Origin of the sequence: Actinoplanes sp. URMC 104 (genome assembly GCF_051386375.1) — a bacterium.
Classification (GTDB): domain Bacteria; phylum Actinomycetota; class Actinomycetes; order Mycobacteriales; family Micromonosporaceae; genus Actinoplanes.
In genome coordinates this window covers 112,166-132,611 of sequence record NZ_JBPQTO010000007.1, presented here as the reverse complement: position 1 = coordinate 132,611, position 20,446 = coordinate 112,166, and the positions used below count along the sequence as shown (strand labels likewise).

Below are 20,446 nucleotides of genomic sequence, written 5' to 3'. Positions count from 1 at the left end.
CGCGCCCCTCACCTCACCACTGGAACGCGGGCCCCCGCGCCGTGCCCGCCGGCAGCAGCGGCCGCTGCGTGTACTCCCACGTCTGCACCACCACGAGCCGCCGCCCGTGCGGCGGCCGCAGCTCCACCGGCCCGCAGCTGTGCTGCAGCGCGAAGTCGGTGAACAGCAGACCCTTGCAGGTGTACGGGCCCGCGACCACCTCGTCGCTGCCGGCGTCGCGCAGCGTCAGCGAGACGTCGGCCTGCACGCCCGGCATCGCCTCCATCCGGCCGAGCACCTGCACCGAGCCGCCCGTGGCGTAACAGGGGCGGGCCAGCACCGGGTGGCCGAGGTCCCAGTTGTAGCTGTCGCCGCACCGCCAGGGGCCGGCCTCCTCGCCGGCCGGGGTCTGCGATCCGCCCGCGGCGGCTCCGGTGCCGCTGCCCGCGCCCACACCGATCCCCAGGTCGGCGGCACCACCGGCTGCCGTTCCGTTGCCCGTCCCTGCTTTCTTGCCTCTACCGGCTCCGCTGCTGATTCCCTTTCCCGCTCCGCTGCCGGACCCGGTGCCTGTTGCGGTGCCCGATCCTGCTCCGCTGCGGCGTTCCTCCTCGCTACCGAATCCAGTTCCGCAACCGGGTCCCGCCGCGCCACCGGATCCCGCCCTACTACCGATTCCCGCTGCGTTACCGATTCCGGCTGCGCCACCGAATGCAGCTCCGCAGCTGAGTCCTGCTCCGCTGCCGATTCCGGCTCCCGCACCGCTCGCCAGTCCTGTTCCCGCTCCGCCTGCGAGTCCCGTTCCCGCTTCGCCTTGGGTGAGCCGTGCTGCATCCTGCAGTTCCCTGCTCGGCATTCCGGCGGCCGGCTTCGACGCTCCCGCCGTGCGGTCGCCGGACCCCTGCAGCGCGGAGTGCGGCGCGGCGGCCGGCTCGTCGCGCGCGTCGAGCAACTCCCACGCGTTGAAGCCGCCCACGCCCGACACGGCCACCGCGCCCGCCATCAGCGTCGCCATGGCCCAGGGCCGGCGCCACATCCACGAGCGGGGACCGTTGCGCGGCCGCTGGCGGGCGGGCACGCGTCGCACCGACGGCTGGACGACAGCCCGTACGCCCTCGGTCTCGGTCACCTCGGCGGCGGGGTCCATCGCCGGCGTGCCGGCCGTCAGCCGCGCCAGGTCGCGCAGCGCCTGACCCAGCTCGGCGGCGGTGGGGCGGCGTACGGGATCCTTCGTGAGGCACCAGGTGATCAGGTCCCATACGGGGTGCGGCATGCCGTCCGGCTTCTCGGGAACCTCGTCGAGGTGCCCGCGGAGCACCGCGAGCGGCTCCCCGGCGTACGGCGGAGCTCCTGTCACGAGTTCGTAGAGCAGGATGCCCGCCGAGTAGACATCGGACGCGGGCACGGCTTCGCCCTGGATCGCCTCCGGCGCCATGTAGTGCGGGGTGCCCACCACGGCCTGCGGCGTCGTCAGCCCCGCCGTGTCCAGGATCCGCGCGATGCCGAAGTCGGTGAGCCGTACGTCGTTGTCCTGCAGCAGGATGTTGTCGGGCTTCACGTCGCGGTGCACCACGCCGAGCTCGTGCGCCTGCGCCAGCGCGGCCGCCACCTGCGCGACCAGCCCCGCCGCCTCCGCCGGGGCAAGCGTCCTGCGCGCGCGCAGGTGGCTGCGCAGGCTGCCGCCAGCCACGTAGTCCATGACCAGCGCCAGGGTCCCGCCGACGCTGAACAGGTCGCGCACGCCCACGATGTTCTCGTGGCGCAGCATCATCAGGATCGTGCGCTCCTGCACGAAGCGGATCACGAGCTTCGGCTGCCGCAGCAACCCTTCGTGCAGCAGCTTGACCGCCACGTCGGCGCCGGTGGACCGATCGATGCCGCGCCACACCGTCCCGGTGGCGCCGTGCCCGACCGGACAGACCAGCACGTACGAGTTGCCGACGCAGCGTCCGCTGAGATCCGCCGTCGCGGCCTCGCCGGATGTACCGCCGGTCAGGGAGGGGGATGACTGCACGTGAGGTCGAATCCTTCCTACAGCGAGCGACCGCGTAACTACGCGGCCCGGAACGACGCCGATAGTCCGCATCGATCCCGATACGGGCAACCTCGAGACGCCCGTTCTCTCACACACGGCGAGTCACGTCCCGCACCCGTCACCCAACTCTCGGTGACTCGTTCCTGTCTTACTCGGCTCTGTCCACTCCTCTCCCTGCGCCTCCTTTCCTCGCGCCTCCTCTCCCTGCGCCTCCTCTCCCTGCGCCTCCTCTCCCTGCGCCTCCTCTCCCTGCGCCTCCTTTCCTCGCGCCTCCTCTCCTTGCGCCTCCTCTCCGTGCGCCACCTCTCCCTGCGCCGGCATGCGGCATCCCGGGCCGACCGCCATCGTGCCGTTGCCTATTGCCGTGCGCGTGCGCCTTCTCCAACCTTTCTTGTTCGCCTTTCCCATGGACGCTCTCATTGCATCCCCGGCATGACACTTCGGCGCTAGTTAATTGCACCGCGGCATTGCGTTAATGGTCGTCGGCGCTGATTGCGGAGCGCTCGGAGGCGGGCCGGGCCAATCTCGCCTTCTGCCGCGGGCCGGTGTAAGAAGCCGTTCGGCCGACGAAGGCCGGACGATGCGACATGGCGCACGGCGCAGTCGCCGGCTCGGCGCAACGGTTGATCGACTCCGTGGTGCTGTGTGCGTAGTCGTCGGCGGTCGTCGTGATGCCGCCACCCGCTTCTTCCGTCCCGTCATCGGCGGCGCCGGTGACATTTCTTGCACCTCCGCTGTCGGCTGGGGAGGGGCGGCCGCGTCATGGGCGGCGATGGCTCGCGGCGCTGCGGACGGGCGGCACCCGGTGGTCGCCGACTCGGCGGTGGCGCGCTCACGACGCAGGCGCAGCAGCTTCGCGGCGTGTCGACGCTGCAGCCCCCAAGCGCGGTGGCGCGCGTGCTCTTGGCGGAATGCCTCACGCCCGGCGGAATAGCGACGCGACGCCGTGCGGTCGCGCATTCCGGCGATTTCCGCCTTGGTGAACAACTGTAGCTGCCGCATGACTTAATTATCCCGCCGCCGACCCATCAATGCCCGGCCCATCGGCGTGTCGATCATGCCATTCGAGGACCGAAAATAGTGGACGAAAGCGCCTGTGGATAACGCACAATGACCTTGCGCATTGGTGTAGGGTCGCCACCACACCCGGGTGGGCGGGGGAGGCGGTGGCCCACCGTAGAAGATCCACTCCGGCTTGGGCGCAGCTGTGGAAACCGCAATTCCACGTCGGCGCTTCCTGTGGACAGGCGCGGCCGAAGATTCGCGGAGCGGCGCATGGTCGGCGCCCTGCCCGCCCCCCAGTCCCTGGGTGGGCGGGGGAGGCGGGGGCACGCTGGTGATCGAAATGCCGGCGGGCCGCGAGCGGGCGGGGTGCTCAGGTGATCAAGGCGGTGGTGCTCGGCCGTAGCCGTGATCGAGGGGGTGATGGCAGGTGAGGCGGTGGACTGGCGGTGAGGGGTGCCGACGGCTGCAGGGCACGGCTCGTGGCGCGCAGGTGACCTAGGCGCGCGGCCGGAGGAGAGCGGCTCGGCTGGATAGGGCGCAGGCCGTGACTGGCGGGGCTTGGTGGGAGTGGCGGCGGGGAGAGGCGGGCGGCGGGCCGGACGGCAGTCGGAGAGCGGCTTGTTGCGAGCGCGAGCATCGAAATGGCACGGGCTGAACGTCAGTCACGGTGGGCGGTGGCGGCCGGGGCGGTGACGGAGGGGTGCGGCGGTGGCGGGGTGGGCGCGGCGATGGCGGCCCGGGGCGGTGGCGCGCAGGGGTGCGGCGGTGGCGGCCCCAGGGCGGTGGCGCAGGGGCGCCGCGGCGGTGGCGGCCCGGGGCGGTGGCGCGCAGGGGCGCGGCGGTGGCGGCCCGAGGCGGTGGCGCGCAGGGGTGCGGCCAGGGGCGGTGGCGCTGGGGCGCGGCTGTGGCGGCAAGGGCAGTGGCGGAGCGGGCGTGGTGGCAGCGGAGGCTGAGGCCGCGAGGTGTTCGTGGCCAGGGCGGCTGGCAGAAGCAGCCCGGCTGGGTGCGGCAGCAGGCAGCTACCGAGGCGGCGAGTGCGCGACGCATGTTGCCTGGGGGAGACGGCGTGGCGGTAGTTGGAGGCCGAGCCGGCGTGGGGTGTGGCCGTAGCGGCTGGGAGAGGCGACGCGTTGAGTACGGCGCGGCAGGCGAGCGTGCCGGCCGCCGAAGGGGGCAGCGCGGTGGGTGGGCTGTGAGGGGCGACGCGCTGAGCGTGGCGTTGGCGCCAGGACGGGCGGCGTCGTGGGCGTGTCGGCGGCGGGAACGAGCGTGGCCGAAGGTGGGAAGAATGGCGTGGCCGAAGCGGCGCAGCGTCGCTGATGGCGGCATGGCCGTAGCGGCGGACAGCGTCTGTGGTGAACGGAAGGAGGCCGTCGCCGGCGGCAAGGGCCGAAGACGGGCCACGCTCAAGTGTGGACGGAAGAGGATGGGAGAGTGGCTTGGGTGAGGACGACCCGATCTGGCCCGCGGTCGAGGAGGCTCGGCGGTGGCTGGATCAGTCCAACGGCACGGAACCGCTGGAATTGACCTGCCGGATTCTCAAGGTGACCGAGGAAGCGGGCGAGGCGGCGGAGGCTTGGATAGGCCTGCTCGGCCAGAACCCGCGCAAGGGGGTCACCCACACCCGCGACCAGGTGACGGCGGAGCTGGCCGACGTGGCGTTCACGGCGCTGGTGGCGATCGCCAGCCTGGGCGCCGACCCGCACGACGCGCTCGCCGGCTGTGCCGCCAAGGTGGTCAACCGGCGGAGAGGTTGAGCTCGAAGCTGTAGCGGCTGGCCCGGTAGACGTGGCTGCCGTACTCCAGGGCCCGGCCGCCGGCGTCCCAAGCGGTACGGGTCATGGTGAGCAGTGAGGCGCCCCGCTTCTCGTCCAGGGTCCTGGCCTCGGCGGCGGTGGCGGAGCGGGCCCCGATGACCTGGGTGGCTATGCGCGGCGTCAGGCCGTTGCGGCGCAGCAGCTCGTAGAGGCCGTGCGCGGCGAGCTCCTCGCGGGTCAGCGGGAGCACGTCGACGGGGATGGCGTTGTGCATCAACGCCAGGGGCTCGCCGCCGGCGTAGCGCAGCCGCTCGATCCAGGTGACCAGCGTGCCGGGGGGCACCTCGAGCGCGGCGGCGACCGGATCGGCGGCGGGCATCACCTCGAGGCGCAGCACCTCGGTGCGGGGGGAGCGGTCGCCGGCGACGAGGTCGTCGTACAGGCTGGACAGCTCGACAGGGCGGCGGACCTTGGGGTGCACCACCTGCGTGCCGACACCGCGCTTGCGGACCAGCATGCCGCGCTCCACCAGGTACTGGATCGCGCGCCGCGTGGTGGGCCGCGAGACGCCCAGGCGTTCGGCCAGGTCGACCTCGTTCTCGATGCGGGCGCCGACGCCGATCTCGCCCTTCTCGATGAGCTCCTGCAGCCGGGTGGCGACCTGGAAGTACAGCGGCACGGGGCTGGTCCGGTCCACTTCGACCGGACGGGGCCGCCCCTGTGGCATGGACAGTTCGGACGTCACCGCGACCCCTCGCTCCCGGAGTTTGTCAGGACAAAGTATTGACGTGAGGGTTTCCAAGTTATTACATCGAGGGCAGCAAACCTAGCGTCGCCGTCCGGACACCGATGGTGATCATGCGCCGTAACGAGCACGGCACACCGCGCGCCAGCCCCAGATGCGCGCCTCTGCAACCGACGAGCGCCCGGAGGCATTCGCATGCCCGCGCACGAGGTATTGACGATGGGACGCATCGGCGTCGACCTGTACCCGCAGCAGACCGGGGTGTCGCTGCGTGAGGTGCGCACCTTCGAGAAGTTCCTCGGCGGCAGCGCGTCGAACGTCGCGGTGGCGGCCGCCCGCTACGGACGCCGTTCGGCGGTGATCACCCGTACCGGCGACGACCCGTTCGGCGAGTTCCTGCACGACGCGCTGCGCGGCTTCGGGGTGGACGACACGTACGTGACCCCGGTGCCCACGCTGCCGACTCCCGTGACGTTCTGCGAGATCTTCCCGCCGGACGACTTCCCGCTGTACTTCTACCGCTTCCCCAAGGCGCCCGACCTCGAGATCCATCCGTCCGAACTGGACTACGACGCGATCCGCGACGCCGGCATCTTCTGGATCACCGGCACGGGCCTGTCGCAGGAGCCGTCCCGGACGGCCACGCTGACCGCCCTCAGGCACCGCAACAAGAAGGGCATCACCGTCTTCGACCTCGACTACCGCCCGATGTTCTGGCAGTCCAGGGAGGAGGCGAGGCACTGGTACGCCCAGGCGCTGCCCCACGCGACGGTGGCGGTGGGCAACCAGGACGAGGTCGACACCGCCGTGGGAACCCGGAACCCCGCGGTGGCGGCGAAGGCACTGCACGACGCCGGTGTCGGTCTGGCCGTGGTGAAGCAGGGGCCGAAGGGCGTCCTGGCCTCCAAAGACAACGAAACGACACAGACAAAGCCCGTACCCGTCGAGGTCGTCAACGGCCTCGGCGCGGGGGACGCGTTCGGCGGCGCCCTCTGCCACGGCCTGCTCGCCGGATGGGAGCTCGAGACGACGATGCGCTTCGCCAACGCCGCCGGGGCCATCGTCGCCTCGCGGCTGTCGTGCGCCGACGCCATGCCCACCGAAGCCGAAGTCCGCGCCCTGATCGGGGAGACCACCGATGCCTGACCTCGACGACCTCCTCGACATCCGCACCCGCCGGCCCGCGGCCATCGCGGCCGCCGCCTCGGCGCGCCGCAAACCCACGACGCTGTTCGGCCCGCACGGCAAGCTGATGGTCATCGCCGCCGACCACCCGGCGCGCGGAGCGCTGCGCGCCGGCGACGACCCGCTGGCGATGGCCAACCGGGTCGACCTGCTCGACCGGATCCGTACGGCCCTGGCCCGCCCGGGCGTCAACGGTGTGCTCGGCACCCCCGACGTCCTCGAGGACCTGCTGCTTCTCGGCGCGCTCGACGACAAGGTCGTGATCGGCTCGATGAACCGCGGCGGGCTGGCCGGCACGTCGTTCGAGATCGACGACCGGTTCACCGCCTACGACGCCGAGAGCATCGCCGCGGCGCACTTCGAGGGCGGCAAGATGCTGCTGCGCATCGACCCCGACGACCCCGGCACGGTGGCGACGCTGCAGTCGTGCGGTGCGGCGGTCAGCGAGCTGGCGGCCCGGCGGCGGATGGCCATGGTGGAGCCGTTCATCTCGCACCGGGTGGACGGGCGGGTGCGCAACGAGCTGACCGCCGAGGCGATGATGCGCGCGATGACGGTGGCGGCCGGCCTGGGCACCACCTCGGCGTACACCTGGCTCAAGGTGCCCGTGGTGCAGGACATGGAGCGGGTCATGGCGGCCACGACGCTGCCGGCGCTGATCCTCGGCGGCGAGGGCGAGGCCGCGTACGCGGAATGGCGCAAGGCGCTCACGCTGCCCACCGTGCAGGGGCTCGTCATCGGACGCTCGCTGCTCTACCCGGCCGCCGGCACTGTCGCCGACGCGGTCGACCGGGCGGTGAGCCTGCTGTGACCTCCGCACGAGTCAACCCGGTGGTGCCGCGCGGCAGCACGGCGGACAAGCCGTTCGACGTGGTCGTGACCCCGGAGAACGCCGGCTGGTCCTACAGCGGCCTGCGGGTCCTCGACCTGCCCGTCGGCGCCCGCGCGAGGTTCGTCACCGGCGACGACGAGATGCTGGTGCTGCCGCTCAGCGGTGGCTGCGACGTGACCTGCGACGACGAGCGGATGACGCTGACCGGCCGGCGCTCGGTGTTCTCGCGGGTGACCGACTTCGCGTACGTCCCCCGCGACGCCACGGTGACCGTGCGCGCGCCCAACGGGGGCCGGTTCGCGTTGCCGTCGGCGCGTGCGACCAGGCGGCTGCCGTTCCGCTACGGCTCGGCCGACGACGTGGCGGTCGAGCTGCGCGGCGCGGGGCAGGCCAGCCGGCAGGTCAACAACTTCTGCACGCCGGAGAGGTTCGAGGCCGACCGGCTGATCGCCTGCGAGGTGCTCACCCCGGGCGGCAACTGGTCGTCGTACCCGCCGCACAAGCACGACGAGCGCGCGGCCGACGAGTCCGCGCTCGAGGAGATCTACTACTACGAGGTCGGCACCTCCCCGGAGGGCGGCGCGGGCTGCGCCTACCAGCGGGTGTACGGGCACCCCGACCGCCCGATCGAGGTGTGCGCCGAGGTGCGCAGCGGCGACGTGGTGCTGATCCCGTACGGCTGGCACGGCCCGTCGATGGCCGCGCCCGGCTACGACCTCTACTACCTCAACGTGATGGCCGGCCCCGGCGCGCGCGAGTGGCTCGTCCGCGACGACCCGGCGCACGGCTGGGTGCGGGGCTCCTGGGACGGCGTGCCGGTCGACCCCCGCCTGCCGCTCACTTCCAGCAACGAGAGGACGCGATCGTGAGACTCACCGTCGGGCAGGCCGTGGTGCGGTTCCTGGCCAGTCAGTGGACCGAGCGGGACGGCGTCGAGCGCCGCGCGGTCGCGGGCTGCCTGGGCATCTTCGGCCACGGCAACGTCGCCGGGCTGGGTCAGGCTCTGCTGCAGGCGCAGCGGACCGGTGAGGCCGACCTGCCGTACCGGCTGGCCCGCAACGAGCAGGCGATGGTGCACACCGCGGCGGGCTACGCGCGGATGACCAACCGCCTGTCGACGTACGCCTGCACCGCCTCCATCGGGCCGGGCTCGACGAACATGCTGACCGGCGCCGCGCTGGCCACCGTGAACCGGCTGCCCGTGCTGCTGCTGCCGTCGGACATCTTCGCCACCCGGGCGGCCTCGCCGGTGCTGCAGGAACTCGAGGATCCCACCGGCTACGACGTGTCGGTCAACGACGCGTTCCGGCCGCTGTCGCGCTTCTTCGACCGGGTGTGGCGTCCCGAGCAGCTGCCGCAGGCCCTGCTGGGCGCCATGCGCGTGCTGACCGACCCCGCCGAGACCGGAGCCGTGACGCTCTGCCTGCCGCAGGATCTGCAGGCCGAGGCGTACGACTTCCCCGACGCGTTGTTCGCCAAGCGCGTCTGGCACGTCGCCCGCCCGCAGGCCGAACCGGCCTTCGTGGAGCGGGCGGCGGCCGTGCTGCGCAACGCGCGACGCCCGCTGCTCATCGCCGGCGGCGGCGTCATCTACTCGGAGGCGTCCGAGCAGCTCGACCGGTTCGCCCGCGAGACCGGCATCCCGGTCGCCGACACCCAGGCCGGCAAGGGGGCGCTGAGCTGGGACCACCCCGGCGCGGTCGGCGGCGTCGGCTCGACCGGCACCCCGGTGGCCAACCGGCTCGCCCGCGACGCCGACGTGGTGATCGGGGTCGGCACCCGGTACAGCGACTTCACCACCGCGTCGCGGACCGCCTTCCAGCACCCGGACGTGCAGTTCGTGAACATCAACGTGGCCGCGTTCGACGCCGCGAAGGAGTCGGCGTTCCCGATCGTCGCCGACGCGCGCAGCGGCCTGGACGCGCTGCTCGCCGCCCTGAACGGCAAGCGTTTCGACAGCGACCACCGCGACGAGGTCGCGGCGTGGCAGGCGACCGTCGACCACGCGTACCACCTCGGACACGGGCCCCTGCCCGCGCAGACCGAGGTCATCGGCGCGGTCAACGAGGCCTGCGGCGAGCGCGACGTCGTGGTGCAGGCCGCCGGCAGCCTGCCCGGTGACCTGCAGATGCTGTGGCGCTCGCGGGACCCGAAGCAGTACCACGTCGAGTACGGGTTCTCGTGCATGGGCTTCGAGATCGCCGGCGCGCTCGGCATCAAGCTGGCCGCGCCCGACCGCGAGGTGTTCGCGATGGTCGGCGACGGCTCCTACCTCATGATGGCCCAGGAGATCGTCACCGCGGTCGCCGAGGGCATCAAGCTCGTCGTCGTGCTGGTGCAGAACCACGGGTTCGCCTCGATCGGCGCGCTGTCGGAGTCGCTCGGCTCGCAGCGGTTCGGCACCAGCTACCAGTTCCGCGGGTCCGGCGACGACTACGACGGCGGGCACCTGCCCGTCGACCTGGCCGCCAACGCGGAGAGCCTCGGCGCGTACGTCATCCGCTGCCGCACGATCGCCGACCTGGCCGACGGCCTCAAGCGCGCCCGGGAGGCCGACCGCCTCACCGTCGTGCACATCGAGACCGACCCGCTCGCCCCGGTGCCGTCCTCCGAATCCTGGTGGGACGTGCCGGTTCCGGAAGTGTCCGAGCTGTCCTCGACCCGTGACGCCCGGGCCGCCTACCAAGCCGCGAAGAGCTCGCAGCGGCTCTATCTCTAAGGAATTCCTGATGGCAACCATCGAGCACTGGATCGGCGGCGAGTTCACCGCCGGGCAGTCGACGCGCAAGGGTCCCGTCTTCAACCCCGCCACCGGGCGGCAGCAGCACGAGGTGGTGCTGGCCGCCGAGGCCGACGTGGACGCCGCCGTGGGCGCGGCCCGCACCGCGTTCGAGGACTGGAGCCAGGCCTCGCTCAGCCGGCGCACGAAGATCATGTTCAACTTCCGCGAGCTGGTCAACGCGCGGGTCAAGAACCTCGCCGAGATCATCTCCGACGAGCACGGCAAGGTGCTGTCCGACGCGGCCGGCGAGGTGCAGCGCGGGCTCGAGGTGATCGAGTTCGCCTGCGGCATCCCGCAGCTGCTCAAGGGCGAGTACAGCGATCAGGCGTCGACCGGCGTGGACGTGTTCAGCTTCCGCGAGCCGCTCGGGGTGTGCGCGGGGATCACGCCGTTCAACTTCCCGGCGATGGTGCCGATGTGGATGTACCCGGTCGCGATCGCCTGCGGCAACACGTTCGTGCTCAAGCCCAGCGAGCGCGACCCGTCGGCGTCCAACTACATCGCCGGGCTGTGGCGCGAGGCCGGGCTGCCCGACGGCGTCTTCAACGTGGTGCACGGCGACAAGGCCGCGGTCGACGCGATCCTGCAGCACCCGGACGTCGCGGCGGTCTCGTTCGTGGGCTCCACGCCGATCGCCCGCTACATCCACCAGCAGGCCAGCGCCACCGGCAAGCGGGTGCAGGCGCTCGGCGGCGCCAAGAACCACGCGATCATCCTGCCCGACGCCGACCTCGAGTTCGCGGCCGGCCACCTGACCGCGGCGGCGTTCGGCTCGGCGGGGGAGCGGTGCATGGCGATCTCGGCCGCGGTGGCCGTCGCGGGCGCCGGGGACGCGCTGGTGGACCTCGTCAACCGCAAGGCCGGCGAGGTGGTGGTCGGCAACGGCCGCGACCCGAAGAGCGAGATGGGGCCGGTCGTGACGGCCGCCGCGAAGCAGCGCATCGAGGGGCTGATCGAGAGCGGCGAGCGCGAGGGCGCCAAGGTCACCGTCGACGGGCGCGGGCTGCGGGTGCCGGGCTACGAGGACGGGTTCTTCGTCGGGCCGACGGTCATCGACCAGGTGGAGCCGTCGATGGAGGTGTACCGGGAGGAGATCTTCGGGCCGGTGCTGTCGGTCGTGCGGGCCGACACCGTGGACGCGGCCATCGACCTGATCAACAGCAACCCGTACGGGAACGGCACTGCGATCTTCACGAGCAGCGGCGAGGCCGCGCGCCGGTTCCAGCGCGGGGTGCGCGTCGGCATGATCGGCATCAACGTCCCCATCCCGGTGCCGATGGCCTACTACTCCTTCGGCGGGTGGAAGGACTCGCTCTTCGGCGACAAGCACGTCCACGGTCCCGAGGGCGTCTCGTTCTACACCCGCGCCAAGGTCGTCACCTCGCGGTGGCCGCACGTCTCGCACGCGTACGACGCCTCTCTGCACTTCCCCACCGCTAGTTAAAAGGCTGGTCACCGAATGGAAATCCGTCACCTGCAACTCGGTAGCTGCCCCGACTCGTGGGGTGTGTGGTACGCCGACGACCCGAAGCAGACGCCGTGGCAGCGGTTCCTCGACGAGATGGCTGCGGCCGGCTACTCGTGGCTCGAGCTCGGCCCGTACGGCTATCTGCCGACCGACCCGAAGCAGCTGTCCGACGAGCTCGCCGCCCGCGGGCTCACCGTCGCCGGCGGCACGGTGGGCGGCGTCGGCGGCCCGCACAAGGACTTCGAGGCCGTACTCGCGGCGACCCGCGCCGTGGCGGAGCTGACCGCGGCCGTGGGCGGCGAGAACGTCGTGTTCGTGCCGGTGCCCGGGTACCGCGACGACGTCACCAACGCGTACCTCGAACCGGCCGAGCTGGACCCCGACGCCTGGCGCGCGCTCGTGCGCAACAGCAACACCCTGGGCAAGGTGCTGCTCGAGGAGTACGGCGTGCACATGCGGTTCCACCCGCACGCCGACTACCAGGTGGAGACGCAGGCGCAGACCGAGCGGTTCCTCGAGGACACCGACCCCCGGTACGTCTCGCTCTGCCTGGACACCGGGCACCTGGCCTACCGCAAGGCCGACGTGCCCGGCCTGATCCGCAAGTACCCCGAGCGGGTCGGCTACGTGCACATCAAGCAGATGGACCCGGTGATCGCCGAGCGGGCCGTCAAGGAGGACCTCGCGTTCGGCCGGGCGGTGGCGCAGGGCGCCAGCGTCGAGCCGCCCGCCGGGGAGCCGGACGTGCCCGCCGTGCTCGACGCGCTCAGCGAGCTCGACGCCGAGCTGTTCGTCGTCGTCGAGCAGGACATGTACCCGGTCGACTTCGACGTGCCGCTGCCGATCGCGCAGCGCACCCGCACCTACCTCAACTCCGTCGGCCTTCACTCCCGCGCCGCCGGCATACCCCGTCCAGCCATAGGAGAGTAGTCATGACCTCTCGCAAGCGCACCTTCCGGATGCTCGCCGCCGGGGCGGCGGTGATGCTCGCGGCCACGGCGTGCAGCGGCGGCGGCCGTGAGAAGACCGAGGACACGGCCACCGGCGGCGGCAACGCAGCCGGCAGCTCGGGTTACACCATCGCCTTCATCACCCACGAGACGCCCGGCGACACGTTCTGGGACAAGGTCAAGAACGGCGCGCAGCAGGCCGCCAAGGACACCGGCGTCACGCTCAAGTACTCCAACGACCCGGAGGCGCCCAAGCAGGCCGTCCTCATCCAGAACGCGGTGGACTCCAAGGTCAACGGCATCGCGACCACGCTGGTCACCCCCGACGCGCTGGCAGGCTCGGTCAAGGCCGCGACCGGCGCGGGCATCCCGGTGGTCGGCTTCAACTCCGGCATCGACGACTTCCAGCGGCTCGGCGCGCTGATGTACTTCGGCTCGGACGAGACCCTGGCCGGCACCACCGCTGGCGAGAGGCTCGCGAGCCAGGGCGCGAAGCACCCCCTCTGCGTGATCCAGCAGACCGGCTCGGTGGCCCTCGAGGCGCGCTGCGCGGGCGTGAAGAAGTCCGTCCCCGGCACCGAGAACATCCAGGTCAACGGCGCGGACGACGCGGCCGTGACCTCCACGCTGCAGGCGAAGCTCGCGCAGGACAAGTCGATCGATGCGATCGTGACGCTCGGCGCCCCGCAGGCGCTCGACGCCATCAAGGCCAAGGAGCAGTCCGGCAGCGAGGCCAAGCTGGTCACCTTCGACCTCAACGAGCAGGCGGCCCAGCAGATCAAGGACGGCAAGATCCTGTTCTCGATCGACCAGCAGCCGTACGTGCAGGGCTACATGGCCGTCACGTCGCTCTACCTCAACCTGAAGAACGGCAACGACATCGGCGGCGGCAAGGCGGTGCTCACCGGTCCCTCCTTCGTGGACAGCGAGAACATCGACAGGATCCTGCCCTTCACCAAGAACAACACGCGGTGAGGGGGGTGTCGTCATGAGTCAGACCGTCGAGGCGGCGCCCACGCCGTCCCCCTCCGCCGAGCCTCCCGGCCGGGTCCGGGCCGGGCTGGCCAGCCGCCTGATGGCCCGGCCCGAGATCGGCGCCCTGGTCGCGGCGATCATCATCTTCATCTTCTTCCTGACGCTCGCGCCCTCGTTCCGCTCGGCCGAGTCGTTCTTCACCGTGCTCTACCAGGCCTCCGTGATCGGGATCGTCGCCGTCGGCGTCGGCCTGCTGATGATCGGCGGCGAGTTCGACCTGTCGGCCGGCGTCATCGTCTACACCGCCGGCCTGGCCGCGTCGATGTTCTGCTGGTACTTCGGCGTGAACCTCTGGGTCGGTGCGATCCTGTCGCTGGCCTTCTGCCTGCTGATCGGCTTCCTGAACGGCTACCTGGTGATGCGCACCGGCATCCCGAGCTTCCTGATCACGCTGGGCACCTTCTTCGTGCTGCAGGGCGCCAACCTGGGCGTCACCAAGCTGGTCACCGAGACCGTGTCGAGCCCCGACATCAGCAACATCGCGGGCTTCGACTCGCTCGGGACGATCTTTGCGTCCAGCTTCAAGATCGGCTCGGTGACGGTCTGGACGTCGGTGCTCTGGTGGATCCTGTTCGTGGCGCTCGCCGCGTGGACCCTGCAGCGCGCCCGCGTCGGCAACTGGATCTTCGCGGTCGGCGGCAACCCGGACAGCGCCCGCGCGGTCGGTGTGCCGGTGGTCCGCACCAAGATCGGCCTGTTCATGGTGGTGTCGTTCCTGGGCTGGTTCGTCGGCATGCACCAGCTCTTCCGCTTCAACACGCTGCAGGCCGGCGGCGGCGTGGGCAACGAGTTCCTCTACATCATCGCGGCGGTGGTGGGCGGCACGCTGCTCACCGGCGGCTACGGCAACGCGCTCGGCGTCGCGATCGGCGCGTTCATCTTCGGCATGACCAGCCTCGGCATCATCTACGCGGGCTGGGACCCGAACTGGTTCAAGGCGTTCCTCGGCGTGATGCTGCTGCTCGCCGTGCTGGTCAACCTCTACGTCAAGAAGATGTCCACGGCACGGAAGGTGGGATAGCTGATGACCGACACCCTTGCCACCCACGCCGACCGCGACCTGCACCGCGGCGAGCCGCTGATCGAGATGGAAGAGGTCGGCAAGTCGTACGGCGCGATCCGGGCGCTACGCGGCATCAACCTGCGCGTCAACGCCGGCGAGGTGACCTGCGTGCTCGGCGACAACGGCGCCGGCAAGTCCACGCTGATCAAAATCATGTCCGGTCTGCACCCGCACAACGAGGGCAGCCTGCGCGTCGACGGCAAGGAGGTCTCCTTCTCGTCCCCGCGCGAAGCCCTCGCGCACGGCATCGCCACGGTCTACCAGGACCTCGCGGTGGTCGGGCTGATGGAGGTCTGGCGCAACTTCTTCCTCGGCTCCGAGCTGACGGCGGGCAGATACCCGCTGGCCGGTCTCAAGGTCAAGAGGATGAAGGAGATCGCCGACACCGAGCTGCGCAAGATGGGCATCGTCGTCAAGGACATCAACCAGCCCATCGGCACGCTCTCCGGCGGCCAGCGCCAGTGCGTGGCGATCGCGCGGGCGGTGTACTTCGGCGCGCGCGTGCTGATCCTCGACGAGCCCACCGCCGCGCTGGGCGTCAAGCAGTCCGGCGTGGTGCTCAAGTACGTGGCCGCCGCGCGCGACGCCGGGCTGGGCGTCGTCTTCATCACCCACAACCCGCACCACGCCTACCTGGTCGGGGACCACTTCGTGATCCTCAAGCTGGGCGCGACCACGCTCGACAAGACCCGCAAGCAGGTCGACCTCGACGAGCTGACCCGGCAGATGGCCGGCGGCGACGAGCTCACCGAGCTGTCGCACGAGCTGAAGCGGTGATGCGCATGCTCAAGGTCGGGGTCATCGGCACCGGCATGATCGGCCAGGACCACATCCGGCGGATGACGCAGGTGCTGGCCGGCGTGCGGGTGACCGCCGTGTCCGACGTGGACGGCTCGGTCGCCGCGTCGGTCGGCGCCCGGGTGGGCGCCGCGGTCTTCGAGACCGGGGAGGCGCTGATCGCCTCCCCGGACGTGGAGGCGGTGGTGGTCTGCTCGTGGGGGCCGACCCACGAGCAGTACGTGCTGGCCGCGATCGCCGCGGGCAAGCCGGTGTTCTGCGAGAAGCCGCTGGCCACCACGGCAGAGGCCTGCCTGCGGATCGTGGAGGCCGAGGCCGCGTCCGGCAGCCGGCTGGTGCAGGTGGGCTACATGCGGCGCTACGACGCGGCGTACCGGGCGTTGAAGGCGGTCCTCGACGGCGGCGAGATCGGGACGCCGCTGATGATGCACTGCGCGCATCGCAACGCCAGCGTGCCCGGCTTCTACGAGAAGGAGATGGCGATCACCGACACCGCGGTGCACGAGATCGACATGGTGCGCTGGATGTTCGGTGAGGAGATCACAGGGGTGCGGGTGCTGGTGCCGCGCCGCAGCGCCAACGGGGGACAGCTGCAGGACCCGCTGATGCTGGTGCTCGAGCTGGCCGACGGGGTGCTCGTCGACGTCGAGATCTCGGTGAACATCCGGTACGGCTACGACATCCGCGGCGAGATCGTGGGCGAGAACGGCACGGCGTCGCTGGGATCGCTCAGCCCCGTGCACGTGCGATCGGCCGGGCGCTCCTCCGACCCGGTGCCGGCCGACTGGCGGGAGCGCTTCCTGCGGGCGTACGACATCGAGTTCCAGGAGTGGATCGACTCGCTGCGCGCCGGCGGGCAGCCGGTCGGGCCGAGCGCCTGGGACGGTTACGCGGCCGCCGTGGTCTCCGACGCGGGCGTGCTGGCCCTGCGAACCGGCGAGCACGTGCCGGTGGTCCTGGCCGACAGGCCCAAGCTGTACGCCGCGGAGGTCACCGCGCCCCGTCCCGTCGCCTCCGGTGGCGCGGCATGAGGATCGCGCTCGATCCCTACATGCTGCGCCGGGTGCCGCTGCTCGAGCTGCCGCGGGTGGTGGCCGACCTGGGCTACCACCACATCGAGCTGTCGCCCCGCGACGACTTCCTGCCGTTCTTCGTGCACCCGCGGGTGGACCGGGCCGGGGTGGCGGCGTTCCGCAAGGCGCTGGCGGACGCCGAAGTCTCCGTCGCGTCGGTGCTGCCGCTCTACCGCTGGTCCGGGCCGGACGAGGACGAACGGCAGGCGGCCGTACGGTACTGGAAGCGCGCCATCGAGATCACCGTCGACCTCGGCGTGAACGTGATGAACTCCGAGTTCAACGGCCGGCCTTCCGAGCCCGGCCGTAGCGAGGCCCAGTTCTGGCGCTCGATGGAGGAGCTGCTGCCGATCTTCGAGCGGGAGGGTGTGCGGCTCGTGCTCGAACCGCACCCCGACGACTTCATCGAGGACGGCCTCGGGGCGGTCAACCTGATCCGCGGCATCGACTCGGAGCTGGTCAGCTTCCTCTACTGCGCCCCGCACACGTTCCACCAGGGCGGCAACCTGGCCGAGATCCTCCGGTACGCGGGTCCGCTGCTCACCCAGTTGCACATCGCCGACACGTTCGACTTCCGTGCCTCGTCCGGGCTGCGCTACATCGTCAACCCGCCCGGCTCGCCGGCCCGCATCCACCAGCACCTGGACATCGGCCAGGGCGAGGTCGACTGGGACACGTTCTTCCGCACGCTGTCCGAGGTCGGCTTCGACGGCATCGCCACGGTGTGCGTCTTCGCCTGGGAGGAGCGGGCGGAGGACAGTGCCCGCTACAACCTGAGCCAGATCAACCAGTACGTGCAGAAACACGCCCGCCAGCCCTGAGCGCGCGTGGGGCCGCCGTTGTCCCGGCGGCCCCACAGCGTCTGCCTCGACCCTTTCCGCGTCAGGCCACCCCTTGCCCGCGGCGTCTTTCTCGCGGCGGCCCCCTTTCCGCGGCGGCCCCCTTCCCGCGGCGGCCCTTCCCGCGGCGGCCCCCTTTCCGCGGCGGCCCCCTTCTCGCGGCGGCCCCCTTCTCGCGGCGGCCCCCTTCTCGCGGCGGCCCCCTTCCCGCGGCGGCCCCCTTCCGTCGGACGCCTTGGCGGGTGTCAGTCGATCAGGGCGGCGTAGCGTGCCAGGTAGAGCGGCCAGCCCTGGTCGTTGGCGACGCCGTCGCGCAGCGACTCCCAGCCCGGGCCGTGCCGGTCGAGGTTGCGGTGCTCGAGCTCCACCCGCGTCCGGTCCGGCGCCTCCGCCACGAACCGCACCTCCACCTCGCTGGTGTTGTTGTCGAGGTCCGCCTCGATCTGCCACTGAACGCCGATGTCCCAGCTGAACACCACCCGGTCGGGCGGCTCGTAGGCCAGCACCCGCGCCCAGGCGCACTCGCTGCCGTCCTCCGCGCGGTCGTAGATGCGCCCGCCCACCCGCCGCTCGAACACGGTCTCGGCGATCGGCGAACTCATGATGTTGTGATCCCTCGGCTTGATGTCCGCGAACCGCGTCGTGAACACCTCGAACGCCCGCTCCAGCGGCGCCCGCACGACGACCTGTCGCAGAACCACCTCGGTCGTTGCCTCGGTCATGATCTCTCCTCGTCCTCGACGATCTCGGAAAAGCCCTGCAGTGTCCGCTTCCAGAACATGTCGAGCTGGTCGCGGAGCGCGGAGACACCCGCGGGGTTGAGCCGGTAGACCCGCCTCGTGCCGGACGCCTCGTCCTCGACGAGCCCGGCGTCCTTGAGCACCCGCAGGTGCTGCGACACCGCCGGCCGGCTGATCGGCAGCTCGTCCGCCAGCTCGCCCACGGCCCGTGGCCGTTCGGCCAGGCACTGCACGATGGCCCGCCGGCTCGGATCCCCCAGGATCTCCCACCCGTCGGCCCCTTGGTAAGTAGCCACGAACGGTAAGTTACGGCTTACCGAACCGCGAGTCAACCACTTCGGCGGAGGCAAATCCACGCCGGCCGTCACAACCGCCGTGCCCGTGTCCCTGCCGCTAACACCCTGGACGACCAGCTCGCCGCCGTGCCGGTCGTCGACGCTCGTGCTCCCGGCCGGTGCTCCTCAGCCGTGCATGCTGCGCGTCGCCCCGGCCCGCGCCGTCGGCGGCATCGCTGCTGGTGGAAGTGCGGCGGATCGACAGGCGGGCCGGCGGTCGGCACCATGCCGTGCATGGCTGCGGAGACATGGACGGCGCTGACCTCGCTCGGCGGGGTCGCCCTGGGTGGTGGGCTCTCGTATCTGGTGCAGCGCACCACCCAGCGAACGGCCGCGCGCATCGAGCAGAGCAAGCAGGAAACGGCCATGACGGAGGCGCGGCGGGCGGAGCGGCTGGCGTTGCTCGAGCGCTTCATCACCGTCGCCGCCGACGCGGAACGGTGTGCCTTCGCCCGCCCGCCGCACTGGCAGGAGGGCGACGAGTGGCACGCCCCAACGCAGGCTGTCATGCACCGCTTCTGGGTCGAGGAACGCATGATCCGGGTCCTGTTCCCGGTCGCCGTCCACGACGCCGCCCGCGCCTACTTCCTCGTCCTCAACGGCGCGGTGTGGGAGGGGCTCCCCGAGGGCCGGACCGTCGCCGACGTGATCGAGCAGCCGCACCTCACCTTCCTCGACACCGCCCGCGCCGCCCTGGGCTGACCGGCCCGGCACCGCCCGCGCGGCCCCGGGCTGACCGGCCCGACACCGCCCGCGCGGCCCTGGGCTGATCAGCTCGACGCCCCGCCCATGCCGCCGTGGGCTGATCGGCTCGGTTGTCAGACGCCCGCCTTGTCGGCGGCGGCGATCAGGTTGTCGGCGGCCAGGCGGAGACCCTCGATCTGGTCCAGTTCGGTGTCCTCGTGCTCGATGTTGACGGCCATGTCGGGGTCGATGGCGTGCAGCGCCTGGAGGAACGGCACCCAGAAGTCGTCGACACTGTGCCCGCGGCCCACGGCGACGAACTGCCACGACGGCTCGGTGGGCCATTGGTTGAGCGTGTTGCGGCCGCCGAGGTTGAGCGGGTTGCGGTCGGCGGGCGTGCGCGCGAAGCGGTCGTCCAGCACCCCGAAGCGGCGCACGTTCGCGTCGTTGATGCGCGTGTCCTTGGCCGCGGCGTGGAACACCCGATCGCCCAGGTACTCGGTGGCGGCCACGGGGTCCATGCCCTGCCAGAACAGATGGCTCGGGTCCATCTCGGCGCCGACGTGGGTGGCGCCGGTCTGCTCGATCAGCCGCAGCAGCGTGGGCGGGTTGAACACGAGGTTGTGCGGGTGCATCTCGATGCACACCTTGACGTCGGCGTCGGCGGCCCGCGCCTGGATGTCGCGCCAGAACGGGACGGCCACCTCCTGCCACTGGTAGTCGAGGATGTCGAGGTACTGGCTGTCCCAGGGGTTCACCACCCAGTTGGCCGCCGTCGCGCCGGGGTGGCCGCCGGGAAGCCCCGACATGGTCACCACGCGCCGCACGCCGAGCAGCGCCGCCAGCTCGATGCTGCGCCGCAGGTCGTCGGCGTGCCGGGGGCCGACCTGCGGGTCGGGGTTGAGCGGGTTGCCGTTGCAGTTGAGGCCGGTCAGCGTGATGCCCGCCTGGGTGTAGCGGCCGAGGTACTCCTCGCGGGCGGCCGCGCTGGCGAGCAGTTCGTCGATCGGGATGTGCGGCGCGGCGACGAAGCCGCCGGTGTTGATCTCGGCGCTGGTGAGCCCCAGCTCGCCGAGGATCTTGAGGGTGTCGTCGAGGGAGCGGTCGTGCAGGCACGCGGTGTAGGCACCGAGGCGCATGG

General features: G+C 71.3%; 19 protein-coding genes. 13 read left to right on the top strand and 6 right to left on the bottom strand.

Annotation, left to right across the window (positions count from 1 at the left end; all coding sequences use genetic code 11):
• Positions 1-13: 13 nt before the first annotated feature.
• Together ACSNN8_RS22325 and ACSNN8_RS22320 are read right to left on the bottom strand one after the other, a co-directional pair.
• On the bottom strand, positions 14-1,993 hold the full coding sequence (locus tag ACSNN8_RS22325) for a serine/threonine-protein kinase (RefSeq protein ID WP_436651213.1): 1,980 nt from the start codon (positions 1,991-1,993) through the stop codon (positions 14-16).
• Between the two features lie 123 nt (positions 1,994-2,116).
• Positions 2,117-2,422: a hypothetical protein gene (locus tag ACSNN8_RS22320; RefSeq protein WP_436651212.1), complete on the bottom strand. Its 306-nt coding sequence runs from the start codon at positions 2,420-2,422 to the stop codon at positions 2,117-2,119.
• A 2,036-nt stretch (positions 2,423-4,458) separates the two neighbouring features.
• On the opposite strand from ACSNN8_RS22320, the gene ACSNN8_RS22315 reads away from it, so the two are divergent.
• Positions 4,459-4,776 (top strand): hypothetical protein, encoded by a 318-nt coding sequence (locus ACSNN8_RS22315; RefSeq protein WP_436651211.1) that lies wholly within the window; start codon positions 4,459-4,461, stop codon positions 4,774-4,776.
• On the opposite strand, the gene ACSNN8_RS22310 is transcribed toward ACSNN8_RS22315, so the two are convergent.
• Positions 4,757-5,521: a GntR family transcriptional regulator gene (locus ACSNN8_RS22310; RefSeq protein ID WP_436651210.1), complete on the bottom strand. Its 765-nt coding sequence runs from the start codon at positions 5,519-5,521 to the stop codon at positions 4,757-4,759. The genes ACSNN8_RS22315 and ACSNN8_RS22310 overlap by 20 nt on opposite strands.
• A gap of 219 nt (positions 5,522-5,740) precedes the next feature.
• Between ACSNN8_RS22310 and iolC the strand changes: the two genes are divergently transcribed.
• The 11 genes from iolC to ACSNN8_RS22255 are packed head-to-tail and all read left to right on the top strand — an operon-like array spanning position 5,741 to position 17,528.
• A complete protein-coding gene (gene iolC, locus ACSNN8_RS22305; RefSeq protein WP_436651209.1) occupies positions 5,741-6,667 on the top strand; it encodes a 5-dehydro-2-deoxygluconokinase in 927 nt (308 codons plus the stop codon).
• Entirely contained in the window at positions 6,660-7,517 is an 858-nt protein-coding gene (locus ACSNN8_RS22300) for a Cgl0159 family (beta/alpha)8-fold protein (RefSeq protein ID WP_436651208.1), read from the top strand. Before iolC ends, ACSNN8_RS22300 begins: the two co-directional genes overlap by 8 nt.
• Complete coding sequence (gene iolB / locus ACSNN8_RS22295) at positions 7,514-8,407, top strand: 5-deoxy-glucuronate isomerase (protein WP_436651207.1); 894 nt, start codon at positions 7,514-7,516, stop codon at positions 8,405-8,407. Before ACSNN8_RS22300 ends, iolB begins: the two co-directional genes overlap by 4 nt.
• On the top strand, positions 8,404-10,257 hold the full coding sequence (iolD, locus tag ACSNN8_RS22290; protein ID WP_436651206.1) for a 3D-(3,5/4)-trihydroxycyclohexane-1,2-dione acylhydrolase (decyclizing): 1,854 nt from the start codon (positions 8,404-8,406) through the stop codon (positions 10,255-10,257). The genes iolB and iolD overlap by 4 nt, the downstream gene beginning before the upstream one ends.
• A 10-nt stretch (positions 10,258-10,267) precedes the next feature.
• The gene (locus tag ACSNN8_RS22285; protein ID WP_436651205.1) at positions 10,268-11,764 is read left to right on the top strand and encodes a CoA-acylating methylmalonate-semialdehyde dehydrogenase; all 1,497 of its coding nucleotides are present in this window, start codon (positions 10,268-10,270) and stop codon (positions 11,762-11,764) included.
• 15 nt (positions 11,765-11,779) lie between these two features.
• On the top strand, positions 11,780-12,718 hold the full coding sequence (locus ACSNN8_RS22280) for a TIM barrel protein (protein WP_436651204.1): 939 nt from the start codon (positions 11,780-11,782) through the stop codon (positions 12,716-12,718).
• Between the two features lie 2 nt (positions 12,719-12,720).
• Positions 12,721-13,713 (top strand): sugar ABC transporter substrate-binding protein, encoded by a 993-nt coding sequence (locus ACSNN8_RS22275; RefSeq protein ID WP_436651203.1) that lies wholly within the window; start codon positions 12,721-12,723, stop codon positions 13,711-13,713.
• Between the two features lie 13 nt (positions 13,714-13,726).
• Complete coding sequence (locus ACSNN8_RS22270) at positions 13,727-14,794, top strand: ABC transporter permease (RefSeq protein WP_436651202.1); 1,068 nt, start codon at positions 13,727-13,729, stop codon at positions 14,792-14,794.
• Positions 14,795-14,797: 3 nt separating this feature from the next.
• Positions 14,798-15,613 (top strand): ATP-binding cassette domain-containing protein, encoded by an 816-nt coding sequence (locus ACSNN8_RS22265; RefSeq protein WP_436651201.1) that lies wholly within the window; start codon positions 14,798-14,800, stop codon positions 15,611-15,613.
• Between the two features lie 5 nt (positions 15,614-15,618).
• Complete coding sequence (locus ACSNN8_RS22260) at positions 15,619-16,665, top strand: Gfo/Idh/MocA family protein (RefSeq protein WP_436651200.1); 1,047 nt, start codon at positions 15,619-15,621, stop codon at positions 16,663-16,665.
• Complete coding sequence (locus ACSNN8_RS22255; protein ID WP_436651199.1) at positions 16,662-17,528, top strand: sugar phosphate isomerase/epimerase family protein; 867 nt, start codon at positions 16,662-16,664, stop codon at positions 17,526-17,528. Before ACSNN8_RS22260 ends, ACSNN8_RS22255 begins: the two co-directional genes overlap by 4 nt.
• A gap of 263 nt (positions 17,529-17,791) precedes the next feature.
• On the opposite strand, the gene ACSNN8_RS22250 is transcribed toward ACSNN8_RS22255, so the two are convergent.
• Complete coding sequence (locus ACSNN8_RS22250) at positions 17,792-18,268, bottom strand: SRPBCC family protein (RefSeq protein ID WP_436651198.1); 477 nt, start codon at positions 18,266-18,268, stop codon at positions 17,792-17,794.
• Positions 18,265-18,582, bottom strand: coding sequence for an ArsR/SmtB family transcription factor (locus ACSNN8_RS22245; protein WP_436651197.1), 318 nt, complete (start codon positions 18,580-18,582; stop codon positions 18,265-18,267). Before ACSNN8_RS22245 ends, ACSNN8_RS22250 begins: the two co-directional genes overlap by 4 nt.
• Positions 18,583-18,855: 273 nt before the next feature.
• On the opposite strand from ACSNN8_RS22245, the gene ACSNN8_RS22240 reads away from it, so the two are divergent.
• Entirely contained in the window at positions 18,856-19,323 is a 468-nt protein-coding gene (locus tag ACSNN8_RS22240; RefSeq protein ID WP_436651196.1) for a hypothetical protein, read from the top strand.
• Positions 19,324-19,439: 116 nt separating this feature from the next.
• On the opposite strand, the gene ACSNN8_RS22235 is transcribed toward ACSNN8_RS22240, so the two are convergent.
• Positions 19,440-20,444, bottom strand: a complete 1,005-nt coding sequence (locus ACSNN8_RS22235; protein ID WP_436651195.1) for a sugar phosphate isomerase/epimerase family protein — start codon at positions 20,442-20,444, stop codon at positions 19,440-19,442.
• Positions 20,445-20,446 lie beyond the last annotated feature (2 nt).

Coding starts and splice junctions, on each gene's coding strand:
- ACSNN8_RS22320 (WP_436651212.1), bottom strand. CDS start 2,422: ATGGGAAAGGCGAACAAGAAAGGTTGGAGAAGGCGCACGCGCACGGCA.
- iolC (WP_436651209.1), top strand. CDS start 5,741: ATGGGACGCATCGGCGTCGACCTGTACCCGCAGCAGACCGGGGTGTCG.
- ACSNN8_RS22300 (WP_436651208.1), top strand. CDS start 6,660: ATGCCTGACCTCGACGACCTCCTCGACATCCGCACCCGCCGGCCCGCG.
- ACSNN8_RS22285 (WP_436651205.1), top strand. CDS start 10,268: ATGGCAACCATCGAGCACTGGATCGGCGGCGAGTTCACCGCCGGGCAG.
- ACSNN8_RS22280 (WP_436651204.1), top strand. CDS start 11,780: ATGGAAATCCGTCACCTGCAACTCGGTAGCTGCCCCGACTCGTGGGGT.
- ACSNN8_RS22275 (WP_436651203.1), top strand. CDS start 12,721: ATGACCTCTCGCAAGCGCACCTTCCGGATGCTCGCCGCCGGGGCGGCG.
- ACSNN8_RS22270 (WP_436651202.1), top strand. CDS start 13,727: ATGAGTCAGACCGTCGAGGCGGCGCCCACGCCGTCCCCCTCCGCCGAG.
- ACSNN8_RS22265 (WP_436651201.1), top strand. CDS start 14,798: ATGACCGACACCCTTGCCACCCACGCCGACCGCGACCTGCACCGCGGC.
- ACSNN8_RS22260 (WP_436651200.1), top strand. CDS start 15,619: ATGCTCAAGGTCGGGGTCATCGGCACCGGCATGATCGGCCAGGACCAC.
- ACSNN8_RS22255 (WP_436651199.1), top strand. CDS start 16,662: ATGAGGATCGCGCTCGATCCCTACATGCTGCGCCGGGTGCCGCTGCTC.
- ACSNN8_RS22250 (WP_436651198.1), bottom strand. CDS start 18,268: ATGACCGAGGCAACGACCGAGGTGGTTCTGCGACAGGTCGTCGTGCGG.
- ACSNN8_RS22240 (WP_436651196.1), top strand. CDS start 18,856: ATGGCTGCGGAGACATGGACGGCGCTGACCTCGCTCGGCGGGGTCGCC.
- ACSNN8_RS22235 (WP_436651195.1), bottom strand. CDS start 20,444: ATGCGCCTCGGTGCCTACACCGCGTGCCTGCACGACCGCTCCCTCGAC.